Source organism: Robiginitalea biformata HTCC2501, assembly GCF_000024125.1.
In the GTDB taxonomy this organism is placed as follows: Bacteria; Bacteroidota; Bacteroidia; order Flavobacteriales; family Flavobacteriaceae; genus Robiginitalea; species Robiginitalea biformata.
Genome location: NC_013222.1, coordinates 2979406 through 2995887 on the forward strand (window position 1 = coordinate 2979406; position 16482 = coordinate 2995887).

Annotated in this window: 11 protein-coding genes; 2 read left to right on the top strand and 9 right to left on the bottom strand. The window is 58.1% G+C overall.

The genetic code is table 11. The features are described 5' to 3' along the window. Window positions 1-99 precede the first annotated feature (99 nt). The 4 genes from RB2501_RS16295 to RB2501_RS13270 form a co-directional block, all read right to left on the bottom strand. Window positions 100-495, bottom strand: a complete 396-nt coding sequence (locus RB2501_RS16295; protein WP_187289174.1) for an HYC_CC_PP family protein — start codon at window positions 493-495, stop codon at window positions 100-102. 128 nt (window positions 496-623) lie between these two features. Further along, the gene (locus tag RB2501_RS13260) at window positions 624-1631 is read right to left on the bottom strand and encodes a 4-hydroxyproline epimerase (protein WP_015755363.1); all 1008 of its coding nucleotides are present in this window, start codon (window positions 1629-1631) and stop codon (window positions 624-626) included. 1 nt (window position 1632) lies between these two features. After that, window positions 1633-3231, bottom strand: a complete 1599-nt coding sequence (locus tag RB2501_RS13265; RefSeq protein ID WP_015755364.1) for an aldehyde dehydrogenase (NADP(+)) — start codon at window positions 3229-3231, stop codon at window positions 1633-1635. 55 nt (window positions 3232-3286) lie between these two features. Beyond that, window positions 3287-4207, bottom strand: coding sequence for a dihydrodipicolinate synthase family protein (locus tag RB2501_RS13270; protein WP_015755365.1), 921 nt, complete (start codon window positions 4205-4207; stop codon window positions 3287-3289). A gap of 166 nt (window positions 4208-4373) precedes the next feature. Between RB2501_RS13270 and RB2501_RS13275 the strand changes: the two genes are divergently transcribed. Beyond that, window positions 4374-5621, top strand: coding sequence for a cation:proton antiporter (locus RB2501_RS13275; RefSeq protein ID WP_015755366.1), 1248 nt, complete (start codon window positions 4374-4376; stop codon window positions 5619-5621). Between the two features lie 38 nt (window positions 5622-5659). Here the strand turns inward: RB2501_RS13275 and RB2501_RS13280 are convergent, their stop codons facing one another. Continuing rightward, window positions 5660-6964 (bottom strand): serine hydrolase domain-containing protein, encoded by a 1305-nt coding sequence (locus tag RB2501_RS13280; protein WP_148214379.1) that lies wholly within the window; start codon window positions 6962-6964, stop codon window positions 5660-5662. Between the two features lie 146 nt (window positions 6965-7110). Between RB2501_RS13280 and RB2501_RS13285 the strand changes: the two genes are divergently transcribed. Further along, the gene (locus RB2501_RS13285) at window positions 7111-9615 is read left to right on the top strand and encodes an alpha-L-rhamnosidase-related protein (RefSeq protein ID WP_015755368.1); all 2505 of its coding nucleotides are present in this window, start codon (window positions 7111-7113) and stop codon (window positions 9613-9615) included. 119 nt (window positions 9616-9734) lie between these two features. Here the strand turns inward: RB2501_RS13285 and RB2501_RS13290 are convergent, their stop codons facing one another. From RB2501_RS13290 to RB2501_RS13305, 4 genes are all read right to left on the bottom strand, one after another. Continuing rightward, window positions 9735-11063: a Gfo/Idh/MocA family protein gene (locus RB2501_RS13290; protein ID WP_041327859.1), complete on the bottom strand. Its 1329-nt coding sequence runs from the start codon at window positions 11061-11063 to the stop codon at window positions 9735-9737. Window positions 11064-11095: 32 nt separating this feature from the next. Then, entirely contained in the window at window positions 11096-12037 is a 942-nt protein-coding gene (locus RB2501_RS13295) for a formylglycine-generating enzyme family protein (protein ID WP_148214380.1), read from the bottom strand. 72 nt (window positions 12038-12109) lie between these two features. Then, window positions 12110-13030, bottom strand: coding sequence for an alpha/beta hydrolase (locus tag RB2501_RS13300; RefSeq protein WP_238528073.1), 921 nt, complete (start codon window positions 13028-13030; stop codon window positions 12110-12112). Window positions 13031-13151: 121 nt separating this feature from the next. Beyond that, window positions 13152-16472: a glycosyl hydrolase gene (locus tag RB2501_RS13305; RefSeq protein ID WP_015755372.1), complete on the bottom strand. Its 3321-nt coding sequence runs from the start codon at window positions 16470-16472 to the stop codon at window positions 13152-13154. Window positions 16473-16482 lie beyond the last annotated feature (10 nt).

Genomic DNA, 16482 nt, shown 5'->3' on the forward strand with positions numbered 1-16482 from the left:
ATAGATCGTGACTTATGGAACCCGTGATCGGGAACCGGCACAAAACAGTCAGGCCCGTCGGCCAGTTGCGGCAGCGGGCGTTGTTCCGGGGATGCTAAATCAAATCAGGAAAACCTGGTGGCGTACAGGTAGATCTCGTATGAGTTTCGGGGGAGAATAATCGTCAAACGGGGGTTCGGCAACCCGGGTATCCATTTCCAGCAGGATGGGGAGTCCCTTTGCCAGCAGGGCGACCATCACCAGACGCGGGCCCGAAACGGATTCGGCTTTTGTTTTCTCCAGGTGGTCCTGGCCCAGCACGACGATCTCGACATCGTCGCAACAACCGGAGTCTGCCATTTGAGAATCATCCATGGCCATGCCGCAGTCGGAAGCCTCTGCAAAGAAGGCATAGTCTACCAGCATCTTCCCGCAGAAGTGCATATCCATGCTGAAGGACAGCGTGGAAAAGAGCAGCAGGAATGCCAGCAATACCGAACCGGTTTTATGTGCCACGGAATTCATATCAGAAACAAAACTACAAAATTCACCGGATTATTGTTTTGTTTAAGAGAAGTTTAGCGGTTTTGCCTGCAAACCGCTCCCTTCTCAGCCGGCGGCAGGCAGTTCCTCCGAGATCGGAGTTACAGGACCTGGAACCCCTGGGGAAAGGGATGTGCCTCATCGATGACCAGTGTGTTGTAACCGTAAACCCAGGCCGACCCGCGGATTTCGGGTACGATGGCGGGTAGCTCCCCGATCCGGGCCTCTGCCAGGACCCTCCCCTCAAATCGGGAGCCGATAAAACTTTCGTGCAGGAAGGCTTCCCCTACCCGTAGCCGGGCGCGGTGTACCCATTGCGCCATACGGGCAGATGTCCCCGTACCGCATGGGGATCGGTCAATGGCATTGTCGCCGTAAAAAACGGCATTCCGGGCCGTGGAATCCTTTGCCAGCGGCTTTCCGGCCCATAAAACGTGGGAGACCCCGGAAATGCTTCTGTCTTCCGGATGGATAAAGCGATCTGGGTACCGGGCATTTATAAGGGTTCGCAACTCCCGGCTAAAGCGGATAAGCTCTGAGGCCCGGAAGGTTTCGAGCCCGGGAAAATTGGGCTGGGGGTCTACGATGGCGTAGAAATTCCCCCCGTAAGCCACGTCAAACCGCAGTGTTCCCAGCTCGGAGGTTTCCAGCTCCAGGTCGGTGGCTGCGACATAAGCAGGGACGTTTGTAAAGGCCACCCAGAGGACTTTACCATCCCGGATCTCATAGCGCACCCGGACCAGGCCCGCAGGGGTCTCCAGCATAACAATGCCGGGGGTTTTGGGCCGGATCAGCCCCTCCTCCAGGCCGATGGTGATGCTGCCGATGGTGCCGTGACCGCACATGGGAAGGCAGCCGCTTGTTTCGATAAAGAGGATCCCCAGGTCATTGGCAGGATCGGAAGGGGGATAGAAAATGCTGCCGCTCATCATATCGTGGCCGCGGGGTTCAAACATCAGTCCCCGGCGAATCCAGTCGAACTCCCGGAGGAAGTGCCCCCGTTTCTCAGACATATTTTTCCCCTGCAGGTCCGGGCCGCCTTCGGCCACCACCCGAACCGGGTTGCCGGCCGTGTGCCCGTCGATGCATTTAAAAAGGTGCCGGGCCATTTTATAAATTGATGATCCCCTCATCCGACCACGCACCGTCCACCATGCGCCAAACCCCGGTGGGATTTGAATTGCGCAAGACATCTGGCAGGAGGGACTGGGGGCAATTCTGAAAGCTTACCGGGCGCGCCCAGCGAAGGATGGCATCCGTGCCCACCGAGGTGAACCGGGAGTCCGTTGTTGCCGGGAACGGGCCACCATGTTGCATGGAAGGGCAAACCTCCACCCCTGTCGGCACCCCGTTGAACAGGATGCGTCCTGCCCGGGACCGCAACAACTCCAGAACTTTATCGCTTTCCCTGAACTCCGCCTCACTGCCCAGCAGGGAAGCAGTTAACTGGCCTTCTAGCCCCGCCAGGGCCGCCTGGAGCTCTTCGGCGTCCCTACAGGTTACCAGCAGGGTAAAGGGTCCGAACACTTCCATCTGCAACTTGGGGTTGGCGAGGAAATCGGTCCCGGATACCCGGGCCACAGTTGCCGGCACCTCATTGGGCCCCTCCGGGGGATTTCCCGGTGTCAGGAATTCCACCCCGTGCTGCTGCTCCATGGTCCGGCGCATGTCAGTAAAGTGGCCGGCCATATTCGGGTGTAACATGCAGGAAGGCGGGAATGCCGCAATTTCATCGGCCAGGGACCTGGCAAATGTTTCCAGGTCCGGGCTGTCAATAGCAAAAAGCAATCCCGGATTCGTGCAGAACTGGCCCACCCCGAGGGTTACCGAAGCCGCATAGGCCTTTGCCCAACCTGCTTTAGCCTTCAGAGCCGACGGCAGGAATACTACGGGGTTGACACTCCCCATTTCCGCAAAAAACGGGATAGGGACTTCCCGTTCGGCTGCCAGGCGCGACAGGGCCAGCCCCCCGGCACGACTTCCCGTGAAGCCTACAGCGGCCACGGCTTCATGGCGGACGAGGCGCCCCCCCAGATTTTGCGAAGTGCCTTGCAGGTGTGAGAATACGCCATCCGGCATCTTCGTCTCCCTGGCCGCGTGCAGGACTGCCTGTGCCACCAGTTCCCCCGTGGCGGGGTGCATCGGATGTCCCTTTACGATCACCGGGCACCCGGCTGCCAGGGCCGATGCCGTATCGCCCCCGGCCGTGGAAAAGGCAAAGGGAAAATTACTGGCGCCGAAAACCACCACGGGCCCTATCGGCAGCAGGCATTTCCGGATATCCGCTTTGGGCAGCGGTTCCCGGTCCGGCTGGGCAGTATCGATGCGCGCCTGCACCCAGGAACCTTCCTCCGCCAGGTCGGCAAACAAGCGCAACTGGGAAGTAGTCCGTCCGAGTTCGCCTTTGGCCCTGCCTTCCGGCAATCCGGATTCCAAGGTATATGCGGCTATCAGTTGTTTCTTATTTTCCTCGAGCCCGTCGGCTATCTCGCGCAGGAATGCGGCCCTGCGATTGCGCGATAATCGCGCGTATTCCCCGGCAGCCTGTGCCGCCAGTTCTGCTGCCCGGTCGATTTCCCCATCGGTGGCTTCGGAGAACTCCCAGGGGTTAGGATCCCCGGTAGCGGGGTTGATGCTCCTGAAAGTCTCAGTACCTTCCGAAGAAGATGTTAATCCGATGAATTGTTTCCCGCTGATTGGTAGTTGCATGATGTAGGTGTATCTTGTTTTCTGGGGCGGGGCATGGAGGCCCCACCCCGTTTAATTACAGGTATTGCTTGTATTGTGGAAGTTCCGGCCGTTGCGCCATGGCTTTCCGGATAATCCCCATGACCCGTTCCCGTTCGGCCCCTTCCAGCGGCAGCCTGGGCGGGCGCACCTGCTCGGATCCCAAGCCGGTGGCCACTTCGGCCAGTTTGATATTCTGTACCAGCTGGGGGCTGATATCCAGTTCCAATAACGGCAGGAACCACTGGTATATGGACCGGGCTTCCGCTATCCTCCCCGCTTTTCCCAGGGCGTAGACCGCCACCGTTTCCGCCGGGTAGGCACAAACCAGTCCGGCCACCCAGCCGTCGGCACCCATCAGGATGCTTTCCAGGCCCAACGTATCCACCCCGGTAAGGATGCGAAGCCGGTCGCCAAATCGGTTCCTCAGGCGGGTTACATTGGAAATCTCCCGGGTAGATTCCTTAACTGCGCCTACGGTTGGGCAGGTGCTCAACAATTCCTCAAACATATCCGGGGTCACCTCAATCCCGTAATCCACCGGGTTATTGTAGATCAGGATGGGCAGGTCCGTACTATCCGCCACAGCCCGGAAATAGGCCACCGTTTCCCGGGAAGTTGCCTTATAACGCATGGGGGGAAGCAGCATCAGCCCCTGGGCCCCGTTGGAGGCTGCACGCCGGGCCGCCTGGACGGCATCCGAGGTGCGCTGTTCGGCGATATTTACAATCACCGGGATCCGCCCGTCGGCTTCCTTCAGGGCCACCAGCGTTAAGGTGTCCTTTTCTTTTTCGGTAAGCGTACTGGCCTCCCCGAGGGTGCCGCCGAGGATCAGTCCGCTGACCCCTGCAGCCATCTGGGCCCGGACATTTTTAACAAACAGTCCGGTGTCCAGTTCATCCGAGTCGGTAAACTTCGTGGTGAGAGCAGGCATAACTCCCTGCCAGGTCCATTCCATGGTCGATTGTTTGAGGATAAAGATACATATCCCCTGATTATTTCGCGGCATGGTTTCCCTTCAGGTTTTACCCTTCCCGAGCAGGGGGGCTTACACGTATTTTCGAGACAGGTAGTATATTTACAGGGCCTGGCAAATCCAGGTCACCAGATACCAAACATACTATATGGACATCTTCCTGATAACCACCATCCTCGTCCTTGTGTCGGCCCTATTTGGCTATGTGAATACGCGGTTTATCCGGCTCCCGAATACCATCGGTCTTACGGTCATCACCATTGTGTTTACCCTGGCGGTCTTTGCCATCAGCGCTGTGGACAGCACATTGCTGGACGCCGAACGATACATCCTCGAGCACATCGATTTCAAGTCGCTTTTGCTGGATACCATGCTGGGATTTCTACTGTTTGCGGGGGCCCTGCATACCGACCTGGAAAAACTCAGGGCCCAGCGGTGGCCGGTGCTGGCATTCGCCACTTTCGGCGTCCTGGTTTCCACCTTCCTGGTGGGCGGGGCCACGTATATGCTCCTGCCGCTTTTAGGCTTGCAGGTAGACTTTATTTACTGCCTGCTATTCGGCTCCCTGATCTCCCCCACGGACCCGATTGCCGTTTTGGGCATCCTGAAAAAGGCGGGAGCACCGAAAAAGCTGGAGATTAAAATCGTAGGGGAATCCTTGTTCAACGACGGCGTCGGGGTGGTCATCTTCCTGACTATCTTCGGTTTGGCCAGTGGCAGCGGGGAGCCCTTTTCCCTGGCCCACGTAGCCGAATTGTTTATCCACGAGGTGGCCGGCGGCCTCTTGCTGGGGCTCGCCCTGGGCTGGGTAACCTACCGGATGATGCGCAGCATCGACGATTACTCCATCGAGGTGATCATCACCCTGGCCACCGTGATGACGGGGATTGTTTTATCCCAGTACCTGCATGTCTCGGGCCCGCTGGCCATGGTAGCCGCCGGGCTGATGATCGGGGGTCCGCGTACGCGGAGCGCAGCCATGTCCGAGATTACCGAAACCTATGTAGACCGCTTCTGGGAATTGCTGGACGTTCTGCTCAATACGATACTCTTTGTCCTGGTGGGGATGGAAATCCTGGTCCTGGACCTGGAAAGCCCGTATGTCATCGCCGGGGTGGTTATGATCCCCATTACCTTGCTGTGCCGGCATATTTCCCTGTTCCTCCCGGTCAAGATCTTTGAGAAACGGCTGGATTTTGTACCCCACACGCATTTGATGATGACCTGGGGCGGCCTGCGAGGGGCTATTTCCATTGCGCTCGCCCTGGGCCTGACCCAGGATATGCACCGGGACCTCTTCCTGGTAGTGACCTATATCGTGGTGATCTTCTCCATCATCGTACAGGGCCTGAGTGTGGAAACCCTGGTGGGCCGCCTGCGCAAAGGGTGGAATTGACCGTCAGGACGCCGAACCCCTGCACTTTAAGCAAACTGCTAATCCACCAAAGCCTGGTAGACCAGGTTGCGCAGGAGCGCGTGATCGGGTACGCGGGCATTGGGCCGGACCTGGGTGAAGTAGACTACGATCAGTTCCTCGGCCGGGTCTACCCAGTACGTGGAATGGTACGCCCCGCCCCACCGGTAGGAACCTTCGGACCCATAGGTGCCGTGCCTCCCCATATCGGTGACCACTTCAAATCCCAGGCCGAAACCCCTGCCGGCGCTGTACGCCACATTTTCACCCAGATGATTAACCGTCATCAGGTCGACGGTTCGGGGGGAAAGCAGTTGTTTGCCGTTATATGAGCCGCGGTTTTCCATCATCTGGAGAAAGCGATAATAATCTGCTGCCGTCGACACCAGGCCGGCACCGCCTGAAAAACTCTTTCGTGGCCCCTTCACATAATTGCCCTGGGTATTCATGCCGGCGCCATCCGGGGCGCGTTTAAGACCTCCGCCTTCTTGCGGGTTGTAAACCGTCGCCAGGCGTCCGACCTTGTCGGGAGGCACATAGAAAAACGTATCCTCCATCCCCAGGGGTTCAAAAACCCGCTCCCTCAGGAATACATCCAACGACTGCCCGGAGACCACCTCGATGACGGCCCCGAGGATATCCGTGCTGTATCCATAGACAGTTTTTTCGCCCGGGTGAGCGCTCATCGGCAGGGAAGCTATCCGACGGACCGTTTCCAGGATGGGCTCCTCCCGATCCGCGAAATACCAACCCATTATACCCGCTTCCTCCCACTTTTCCTGGGCCGGACCCCAGCCGTACCCGATCCCCGAGGTATGCGTCAGCAGGTCGCGCAGGGTTATGGGTCGGCGGGCGGGCTCTTCCCGGTAACCGTCGTCGTCATTAATGGCAACAATTGTTTCGGCGAATTCCGGAATGTATTTGGACAAGGGGTCCTGGATCAGTAACCGGCCTTCTTCCTGCAGTAAGAGGATCCCCACACTGACAATTGCCTTTGTCTGAGATGCAATCCGGAACAGCGCATTTTCGGGCATGGGGGCGCCCGATTCCAAATCCCTGTGTCCAAAGGCCCGGTAGTAGGCTACCTGATCGCGGCGCGCCACCAGGATCAAGCCTCCCGGTAGTTCCCCCGCCGCTACATACTGGTCAAAAGCCCTGTCCAGGCGTTCCAGGCGCTCGGCGGAAAAACCGAGGGCCTGGGGATCCGCTGTTTTTAAATCCTGGCTATGCAGTCCTGACAGGCTGACGATGCAAATGGTCAGGAACAGCAATGGACAACTCCGGAGGTCGCTGAAGAGGTCGCTGAAAAAGTCAAGTGTTTTCATCGGTTGGGTGGTTTGTTGGTTTGTATCGATTCCGAACAGTCTGGGAAGCGGTGGATTCCCCAAAAGGATCGGCCCGATAAGTTACCATAAAAATCCTATATTGAAAGGGGGGGAATCCCCTACTTTCAACCGTTAATACCAACCCTATGCGAATCACGGAATTCAAGGTACCCCTGCTGATTGCAGCCCTTTTCGCCACGGTTTCAACAGCCCAAACCACAGGCGCATCTGCCTCGATGCCAGCATCCCAATTGACGGAATCCCATAAGGCGAATACCCCGCTTCCGGCGGCATCCAACAGGAACCCGGACCTCCTCCATCGGTGGACGGCGCGCTGGATCTCCCATCCGGAGGATCCCGGGGATACCTTCGGCGTATTCCATTTCAAAAAGGAGATTGAGTTGGACGCCAAACCAGACACTTTTATCATTCATATATCGGCAGATAACCGGTATAAACTCTATATCAACGGAACGTATGTGACATTCGGGCCCGCCCGGGGGGACCGGCTCAACTGGCGGTATACGAGCCTGGATCTCGCCCCCTATCTCGAGCCGGGCATCAATGTACTTGCAGCAACCGTCTGGAATTTTGCGGAACATCGCCCGGTGGCACAGCACAGTTTCCGTACCGGGTTGATCGTCCAGGGGGACGGGGAGGCAGAGCGCGTGGCGGATTCGGACAGCACGTGGATGGTAACTGCCTGCAGAGCATTCAGCCCGCTCCCCGTGCAACTCAATGCTTATTACGTAGTGGGGCCCGGAGAGTCCTTTGACGGATCGGCCCACCACTGGGATTGGCAGGATCCCGGATTCGGGCTGGGTTTTGTCCCCGCCCGGGAAGGGGAAGTCGGCCGACCCACCATGAGCCTGGAAAAATACGGGGGCATTGCCGGCCATGTCCTGATGCCGCGGACCATTCCCCTGATGGAAGAGTCCCCCCAGGAATTCCAGGGGGTACGACGCAGCAACCCGGCCGGCCTGGTGGAGGACAATTACAATGGGACCCAGGTGCTGACCCTCCCCCCAAACACGACAGCGACCTTCCTCCTGGACCAGGGCCACCTTACCACGGCCTACCCCGTGGTACAGTATTCCGGGGGCAAAGGGAGCCAAATTTCCCTGACCTTTGCGGAAAGCCTCTTCCACGCGGACGGCTCCAAGGGCAACCGCAACCAGGTTCAGGGGAAGTCCATCGTCGGGAATACCGACGTGATCCTTCCGGACGGGGGCAGCGGCAGGGTACATGAACCCCTTTGGTGGCGGACGTTTCGGTACGTCGAAGTACAAATAACCACCAGGGCGGAACCCCTGGCCATTCACCGGATCCACTCGCGGTTTACGGGGTACCCTTTTGAGGAACAGGCCGAATTCCGCGTTGATGCAAACTTTGAAGCCGATGCAGGATTTCAATCCCAAAACGGGTTCCGGGCGGATGCGAAACTGCTGGGTGAAATCTGGGAGGTGGGCTGGCGCACCCAACGGCTTTGTGCCGGGGAAAATTATTTTGACTGTCCCTACTACGAACAATTGCAATACGCCGGGGACACCCGGATACAGTGCCTGGTGTCTGCCTATGTGTCCGGGGATACGCGCCTTTTCAAGAATGCGCTGCTCTCCTACCGCGACTCGAAAATGCCCTTCGGGCTGACACAGAGCCGTTATCCGAGCTACGACCCCCAACTGATCCCCACCTTTTCCCTGGTCTGGATCGCCATGATCCACGATTACTGGATGCTCACCCCGGATACGGAAACAGTGCGCGACCTGGTTCCCGGGATGCTGAGCGTATTGGATTGGTATGAAGACCACCTGGAGCCGAACGGGATGCTCGGGAAACTCGAGTGGTGGAATTTTGTGGATTGGGTGGTTCGGGACGGCTGGGATGCCGGCGTCCCCCCCGGGGCACGGGACGGGCAGTCAGCTGTCATCAGCCTGTATTACGTCTATGCCCTGCGCAAGGGGGCCGAGTTACTGGAGGCTTTCGGGTACCCGCAGCAGGCACGCCGCTATCAAACCCTGGCCGACCGGGTCGGGGATGCCGTACGGGAACAGTGCTGGGATGCCGGGCGGGGATTATTCGCCGATACGCCGGACAAAAATTATTACAGCCAACATGCAAATGTCCTGGCTGTACTTGGAGGGCTTGTACCGAAAGGCGGAGAAGAGAAACTCATGGAACGGGTACTCGAGCTGGAGGATATGGCCCCGGCCTCCTATTACTTTACTTTTTACGTAATCGAAGCATTGCAGGCCGCCGGTATGGGCGACCGCTACCTGGAAACTCTGGCCCCGTGGAAAACCATGCTCGACAATGGCCTGACGACTTTTGCCGAGGAGCCCGAGCCCACGCGTTCGGACTGCCACGCCTGGAGCGCTTCCCCCCTATATTATTTCCTGTCGTTGGTGTGCGGGCTCCAGCCGGCCGGACCCGGATTTGAAACAGTGGAATTCCGGCCCCACCTCGGTCCGCTCCCGGGCGTTCAGGGAACCATCCCCCATCCGGCCGGGAAAATCTCGGTCCGTTTCCAAAAAACGGATTCCGGGGGTTTGGGCGGAATGATCGATCTACCGGCGGGGGTCTCGGGCCTCCTTCATTGGAAGGGAAAGGAAGTTTCCCTGCGTCCCGGGGCAAACGAGGTTCAGCTATAGACGCGACCCCGGGGAATGGCTGTAGCCTAATCCTTCGGGTGGGAGCCCAGCCTGAATCTCAGGGCCTCCTGCCCCAAATCTCAGGGCTTCCTGCCCAAATCTCAGGGCCGGGCGCCTGCCTAAACCGCCTGGTATTGCCCGGGCATGGGGACCGGGTACTTCCCGTCCGCATCGGGCAGGGAAGGCGGGGTTGTCTCCCAGCTAACCGTCTCCGGCATCAGCCTAACCTCCGAATTCATGGCTTCATCCCAACCGATGACCTGGCCGCTGTAGGTGGCCATGCGCCCCATAATTGCCGTAAGTGTGCTTTTAGCCCCGTTGTAGGCATCGTTGATCTGACCCCCTTCCCGGATAGAGGCAAAAAGCCGGTTGTGCTCTTCCTGGTAGGGATTGTGCCCCTCGGAATTGGCAATGGCAGCCTGCTCCCTACCTTCCAGGTCGAAGATTTTAGCAACACCTGCATCATTGGTCTCCACCGATCCGGCAGTGCCCTGGAAGCACTCCCCCACCCGGTACATGGTACCCGGCTGGTGGCGGCACTGGCTCGCTACCACTGCCCCGCTGGGATAGGTATATTCCACAAAATGGTGGTCGTAGATCTCGCCGTGATCGGCTCCGGTACGGACCAGCCGGCCGCCCATCCCCTGGGCCGATACCGGGTACTCCCCGATAAACCAGTTGGCCACATCGATATTGTGGATGTGCTGCTCCAGGATATGGTCGCCGCAAACCCAGTTAAAATAATACCAGTTGCGCATCTGGTACTCCAGTTCCGATTGCCCGGCTTCCCGCGGGCGGACCCAGACACCGGCGCTATTCCAGTAAACCTGTCCGGATCGGATTTTCCCGATGGCCCCGGCCCGAAGCTTCTCAAGAGTCTGAATATAGTTTTCCTGGTAATGGCGCTGGAGGCCGACCACGACATTGAGATTTTTTTCATCCGCCAGCCGGGCGGCCTCCAGTACCTTGCGGATCCCCGGGGCATCAGTAGCCACCGGTTTTTCCATAAAAACGTGCCTGCCGTTTTCCACCGCATAGGTAAAATGGTAGGGGCGGAATCCCGGCGGGGTGGCCAGGATAACTACATCGGCCAGGTCAATGGCTTTCTTAAAGCCGTCAAACCCAACGAATTTATTTTTCTCCTTCACCCGGACCTTCCCGGTACCCTGGTAGGCCTCCGCAAGGCTGTTGTAACTGGAAGCCAGACGGTCTTCAAACAGGTCGGCCATAGCCACCAACTCCACGTCCGGGTCGGCCTGCAGCGCCTGGTTGGCAGCGCCCGTTCCCCTGCCCCCGCACCCCACCAGGGCGAGCTTTAATTTCGAGTTTTTGAGGATGCCGGCCATCGCTTGCAGGTCAAAGGCCGGCAGCATCGTTGCAGAAGCCGCCAGGGTGGATGCTTTGATAAATTTTCTGCGGCTGGGGCCGGGAAGGTCTGGATTGTTCATTTTCATTTGTGTTTTAGGTAGCTGATCTGTGGTTATTTCGTATCCCAATATCGGGAAAAGTCCGAGGCTTCAGGTGGATTCTGGGGGCGCACAATGCGAAATCCGGCAAACGGGGCATCCGTAAACCAGAATTTACTCCGGGGAAACTGCGGGTCGCGCTGCTTCCACACCGGGTTGGAGGCCAGCCTTGCCGCATTTTTTAAAGCCTCCGGTCCGTCCCTGTAGGAGCCGCCCCTCAATACGCCGGGGTACTCAGCAACAGGGGGCTCAAACTCAGATGCTGCGTTTCCAAACGCCCCGGATTCAAAACGGTCCAGGGTCCACTCCGCCACATTCCCGTAGATATCGTAAAGCCCCCAGGGATTTGGTTGCTTCTTCCCAACCGGGTGGTAGGTCCCGTCGCTGTTCCCGCTGTACCAGGCGTACCGCCCCAGGCTGTCCGGCCGGCTGCCGAAAAAATACGGGGTATCCGTCCCGGCCCGGGCCGCGTACTCCCACTCCGCTTCCGTTGGCAACCGGTAAAAGTTCCCGGTTTTTGCGGAGAGCCATTTACAGAAAAGCGAGGCGGCCTTCCGGGTGACATTGCCGACAGGGAATTCTTCACCGGTCCCCATCCCCAGGCTCATATCCACATAGGGTATGGTGGCCCCGGAAACCGCATCGACTTCAAGGTTTACCTCGCTGCCCCGTGCGGGCTGGGGTTCCGAATCGGCAGATCGCTGCAGGAATGCCTGGTAAAGGCCCCAGGTGATTTCCCGGGAGGACATCCAGAAGGGATCTACCCGTACAATGCCGGGGGAAACGCCCGCCTGCCGGCTGGCCGGGGTATACGTCCCTCCGGGTATGGCGGCCATGTCGATTTCGAGGTTTGTACCCGCCAGGGTCTCCGTATAGCCAGCTTCCTGAGCGTTGCCGCTGGAAATTGCGAGCAGACACAACCACCCGATAGCAATCCCTTGAATCATTATCTTCATCAGCAGGTTAAAATAAGGAAAATGGCAGAATCTAAACGATTGTCCTACCTGCCCACCGGTTGCCGCCGCTACCTAACGTCCTCCCCCGAAATTTTCCAATATCCACCGGATACAGGGATTCATCCACTGCCTGTCGGCGGTCGGGTTGACCATGCCATACCCGTGACCGCCTTTTGCATAAAAAAACGAGGTCACCGGGATGCCCTGTTGCTGGAGGGCGGCGATAAAGAGTATGGAATTCTCCACCCGGACAACCGGGTCGTCCACCGCATGGGTTACGAAGGCCGGGGGCGTGTCTGCCGATACCTGTAATTCATTGGAATAATCCGCAATTCCGGTTTCCGGAATTCTCCAGGTGCCGTCCGTATCCTGTATTCCGATCAGATTCCGGCGCGAGCCTTCGTGGGTGAGGCTGTCGGCAAAGCTGATAACCGGGTAATTGAGTACCATAAAATCCGGCCGCAGGCTGGTTTTTCCCGGATTGGCAATGACCCCCTGCTCGTAATGGGTGCCGGCGGTGGAAGCCAGGTGCCCGCCTGCCGAACTTCCCGCTATCCCGATTTTATCCGGGTCCAGCCGCCACTCCACGGCCCGTTCCCGGACCAGTTGCAAGGCCCGTTGGGCATCCTGCAAAGGGGCTGTTTCCTTCCGTGACGAGGTGGCATCGAGGGGCATGCGATATTTCAGCACAAAGGCTGCAATCCCCGATTCGTTGAACTTTTGGGCCATTTGGTGCCCTTCATGGTCGATGGCGACCCCCGTGTATCCGCCCCCGGGGCAAATGACAATTGCGATTCCGGTGTTCCGCGATGCTTCCGGCAGGTAGACGGTAAGTTCCGGCTGGCTGGTTATTGAGATAAACCGCCGGCTTTCGCCTTCTGGCCCCTTGTAGGACTCGACAACTTCCTGGACGCTATGCGGCAATTCGCCCGGTATAGCGCCGGCCGGGTAGAGTTTAAGGGTTTGCTGCCCGTAACCGATGAAACCAATCAAAAAAATCAAAAGGAAATATACTTTCTTCAAGTCACCCCAGTCCATCTTCTTAAAAATTTAAGGCCTGCCAGCCAGGTGGCACAATCATCCCTAGGCAAATCGCCTGCTTTTCATACTCGGTTTACTTTATTTTCAGTAACCGAACCGGTCCCACTAAACCAGAAGGCAATAAGGGCTCCGTTCCGTTGTAAAATGGCATCGTGGTAAAGGTAATCTTTTCGGTCACACCCGGTTGGGCATCCCCGATTAACCGGTTGACCCATGTATTGGTGACGCGGATTTCCAATTGATTCGCCCCATCCTTAAGAGCCTCTGTAATTTCAATCCGGTACGGGGCTTTCCAGGCAACACCCATGGATTGACCGTTGAGGATCACTTCGGCCAGGTTGTGTACCGCGCCCAGGTCCAGCCATACCCCGGCGTCTGCCGACGCTTCCGGCCGATCGAACGACTGGGTATACGTAGCCGTACCGGAGAAGTACTTCACCCCGTCATCCGCGTGTTCCGAAAGGGAGGCAAGGGATTCAAGCGTTATGGAGCCAGATGCCCCGCGTCCTTCTTCAAACGTCACTTCCCACGGGCCCTGCAGGGTGTGGAGGGATTCCTCGGTGAATTCCGGCAATTCCACCAAATCCTCGGTGGCTTCTCCTGCAAACACCACAAATACGGACCCCCAGGGGGCCATATCGAGGTCGACTACGGTACGCCCGTCCGTTTTTTTATAAGAAACCGGATGGACGGCCCCCGTCTGCGGATCCCAGAGCTCTGGTTTTCTACCGCTCACGCGGAAACTGGCCAGGGCCCGGGTGCCTCCTTCCGACCGGTTATTGAGCCAGTAAATATCAATTTCCCCGGCACGGCGGTGGCGGAACAGGATCTCATGGTCCGTGCCGTTAATGACCACATCTTGGGGCACATCCAGGGAAACATCCGCTCCTACATGCTCCAGTGACCAGGTGGCATCCGCCACGGCAGAAAAGACTTCGGGATCGTCGGCCAGGCTGGGCGAGGCTACCGGTTTTGATCCTTTGATCTTGACGCCCGCATCTGCCAGTTCCCGGAGCTTTTGCAGCGTCGAGAGCGTCATGCGGGCCGTACCCGGATCCAGTTGGAGCATCTTATAAGTCGCCCCGCCGAGGGTCTTCAGTTGCCCGTTGGCTGCGGTGACTGCCTCCTTGAGGATCGCAGCACTCACAAAATCGAATTCATGGCCCTCGGGAATATCCGGCAGGCTTTCCTGGGTGATGTGGGTGATGTTGTCGTTTTCCCCGTATAGGTAGAGGACATCGGCTACGTTCCGCCCTTGCTGCAACAGGTAGGAACTTCGCGCCAGGTAATTGATCCAGGCTTTGGCGCCTGCTCCGGACCAGGTTTCCTGTCGCGTGAAGTATTGGCCGAACGGGCCCAGGCTAAAGCCCGGCATCAGCCCATCCAGCGGCTGGTGGACCGAGGTGTGGATCACATACCGGTTCAGGCCTGAAGCGAGCTCCAGGTCGGCCGTACGCTTGAGTTTTGCCGGGTGCCATGAGAATGCGTTTTGGATAGAAGTCATGGATTCGGCCGCCACATACGGCTTCCCGTAGATGTTCGCCACGGAGGCCGATTCCCGGATGTCCCCTTCGCTGCGGACCTCTTCGTCCGAGCCCCCGGCCAGGCTCCCGGGCGTCCACATCGCCGACATGGGCACATCTGCGTTTCGCTTCACGTCCATACCGTCCGCCAGGTAAATCCGGTTGCCTTCGTGGCTCTCCGTATAGCGTCCCATCCCGCGTTTTTTCAATTCTTCGCCAATGGCGTCGTAATGATTATCCGCAATCATCTCCCCGATGGTTTTGCGAAAATCCCACAGGAACTTTTCGGAGGCTTCGCGGCTTTGAACCACCCGTCCTGTCAGCACGGGAATCCAGGGTTTGATGCTGTAGCCGCGGCGCGCCTCGAATTCGGCAGGCATATCGTGGGTCCAGTTCATGTGACCCGCCTCATAACTATCCAGGATGATATACCCCAGGCCTGACTCGCCCAGTTGCCCGCCTGTGGCATCCGCATACAGGTCCAGGTAATGGTTGATATAGCGGCGGACAGCTTCTTCATCCAGTTTGTCGACCTCAAGCCCCGTTGCCTCCGGAGAGGCCGGGTGATTCTGGCGACCCGTGAGCGAATAACCCAGGCGGACCACCTTCCACTTGCCATCCGGCACCTCCCAGTTGAGAAACCCGTCTTCGGTGACCTGGTCGGTCAGGTCGATGACCTCATCGGCTGGGATTGCCGCATCCGCTTCCTGCCGGTAGGTTTCCGTTTCTTCACTCCAGGCGCTGAACCCTGCCTTGTCCTCAAAACGGTCGATCCGGTCGGCCTGGTACAGGACGAATTCTGCTACGGGGACCCCATCGGGTTTGGCGGGTGCCGGTGCCCCGAACAGCGCCCCCACCCCTGCCGGTGCAGGTGGTAGCGTTTCATAGGCGAAACGCCAGTGCCGGGCCGAGGTTTCGGGAAAACTCCCTGAAGTCTGTGGGTTCAAAGTCCCGGGGATATCTACAACCTTCCGGAAATTGACCCCATCGTTGCTCACGTACAGTTTACGGTTCTGCGGGCTCCCCCTGAACTGCTCCAGCTGGCTGTGGTTTGCCCCCACCACGGAATAACTCCGGAAGGTCTGCGGACTGTCAAAACTGTACTGAATCCAAACCTCTTCCCCCACCTGCCCGGGCGGCAATTCCGTCGCAGTGTGTACATCCCCGTCGGTCAGAGCTTCCAGGGTAAAGTGTCCGCCGCTGGAGGAAACCCGGGGTGCCAACCGGGCCATAGGAACTTCACCATCGGGAACCCGGTAGGCAACCACAGCCGCATCTTCGTAGAATTCCGGTAATTCAATATGCCCTTCGCTCATCTCAATACCGCCTTCACCAGCGGCATTCTGAAAGCTCCCCGTGGCCGTTATGGGTTCCGGTAGTTTTCCATCATAGGTGGTCCCGCCTTCCAATACCATCTCGCTCCAGACATATTTTTTCATCCCGTCCCGGGGTTCCACCCAGGGGCCGCCGGTAACGCTCCATCCCGGGGAACCCGCAATGGTCATTTCAAGGCCTTTTTCCACGGCCAGGTCTGTGGCGTGTTTGAAAGCTTCCTTCCACGGAGGCGTCATAAATACGAGCTTCTGGTCTACAACAACCGGCGTAAACAGGTTTGCATCAAAATTCTGGAACCCGCCAATCCCGGTACGCTCCATCCATTCCAGGTCTGCCGTGATACCTTCAAGGGTGACATTTCCGTTCATCCAGTGCCACCAGACCCGGGGCCGGGCCTCATTCGGCGGGTTTTCAAAGCCGGCACGCAGTTCGGCGAGATCCGGTGTTGGGTCTTGATACTCATGGGGGTCCTGCTGGCAGGCTGCCAGGAATGCCAAGACAGCTGTGGCGGCCAACATGTGTTTGATTGGTTTCATACTTCGGTTT

Bases quoted from the DNA above. Each gene is read 5' to 3' on its own strand.
- RB2501_RS13270 (WP_015755365.1), bottom strand. From the start codon at position 4,207: ATGGAATGGACCTGGCAGGGAGTTATGCCTGCTCTCACCACGAAGTTT.
- RB2501_RS13260 (WP_015755363.1), bottom strand. From the start codon at position 1,631: ATGGCCCGGCACCTTTTTAAATGCATCGACGGGCACACGGCCGGCAAC.
- RB2501_RS13305 (WP_015755372.1), bottom strand. From the start codon at position 16,472: ATGAAACCAATCAAACACATGTTGGCCGCCACAGCTGTCTTGGCATTC.
- RB2501_RS13295 (WP_148214380.1), bottom strand. From the start codon at position 12,037: ATGAAGATAATGATTCAAGGGATTGCTATCGGGTGGTTGTGTCTGCTC.
- RB2501_RS13280 (WP_148214379.1), bottom strand. From the start codon at position 6,964: ATGAAAACACTTGACTTTTTCAGCGACCTCTTCAGCGACCTCCGGAGT.
- RB2501_RS13275 (WP_015755366.1), top strand. From the start codon at position 4,374: ATGGACATCTTCCTGATAACCACCATCCTCGTCCTTGTGTCGGCCCTA.
- RB2501_RS13290 (WP_041327859.1), bottom strand. From the start codon at position 11,063: ATGAACAATCCAGACCTTCCCGGCCCCAGCCGCAGAAAATTTATCAAA.
- RB2501_RS13285 (WP_015755368.1), top strand. From the start codon at position 7,111: ATGCGAATCACGGAATTCAAGGTACCCCTGCTGATTGCAGCCCTTTTC.
- RB2501_RS13265 (WP_015755364.1), bottom strand. From the start codon at position 3,231: ATGCAACTACCAATCAGCGGGAAACAATTCATCGGATTAACATCTTCT.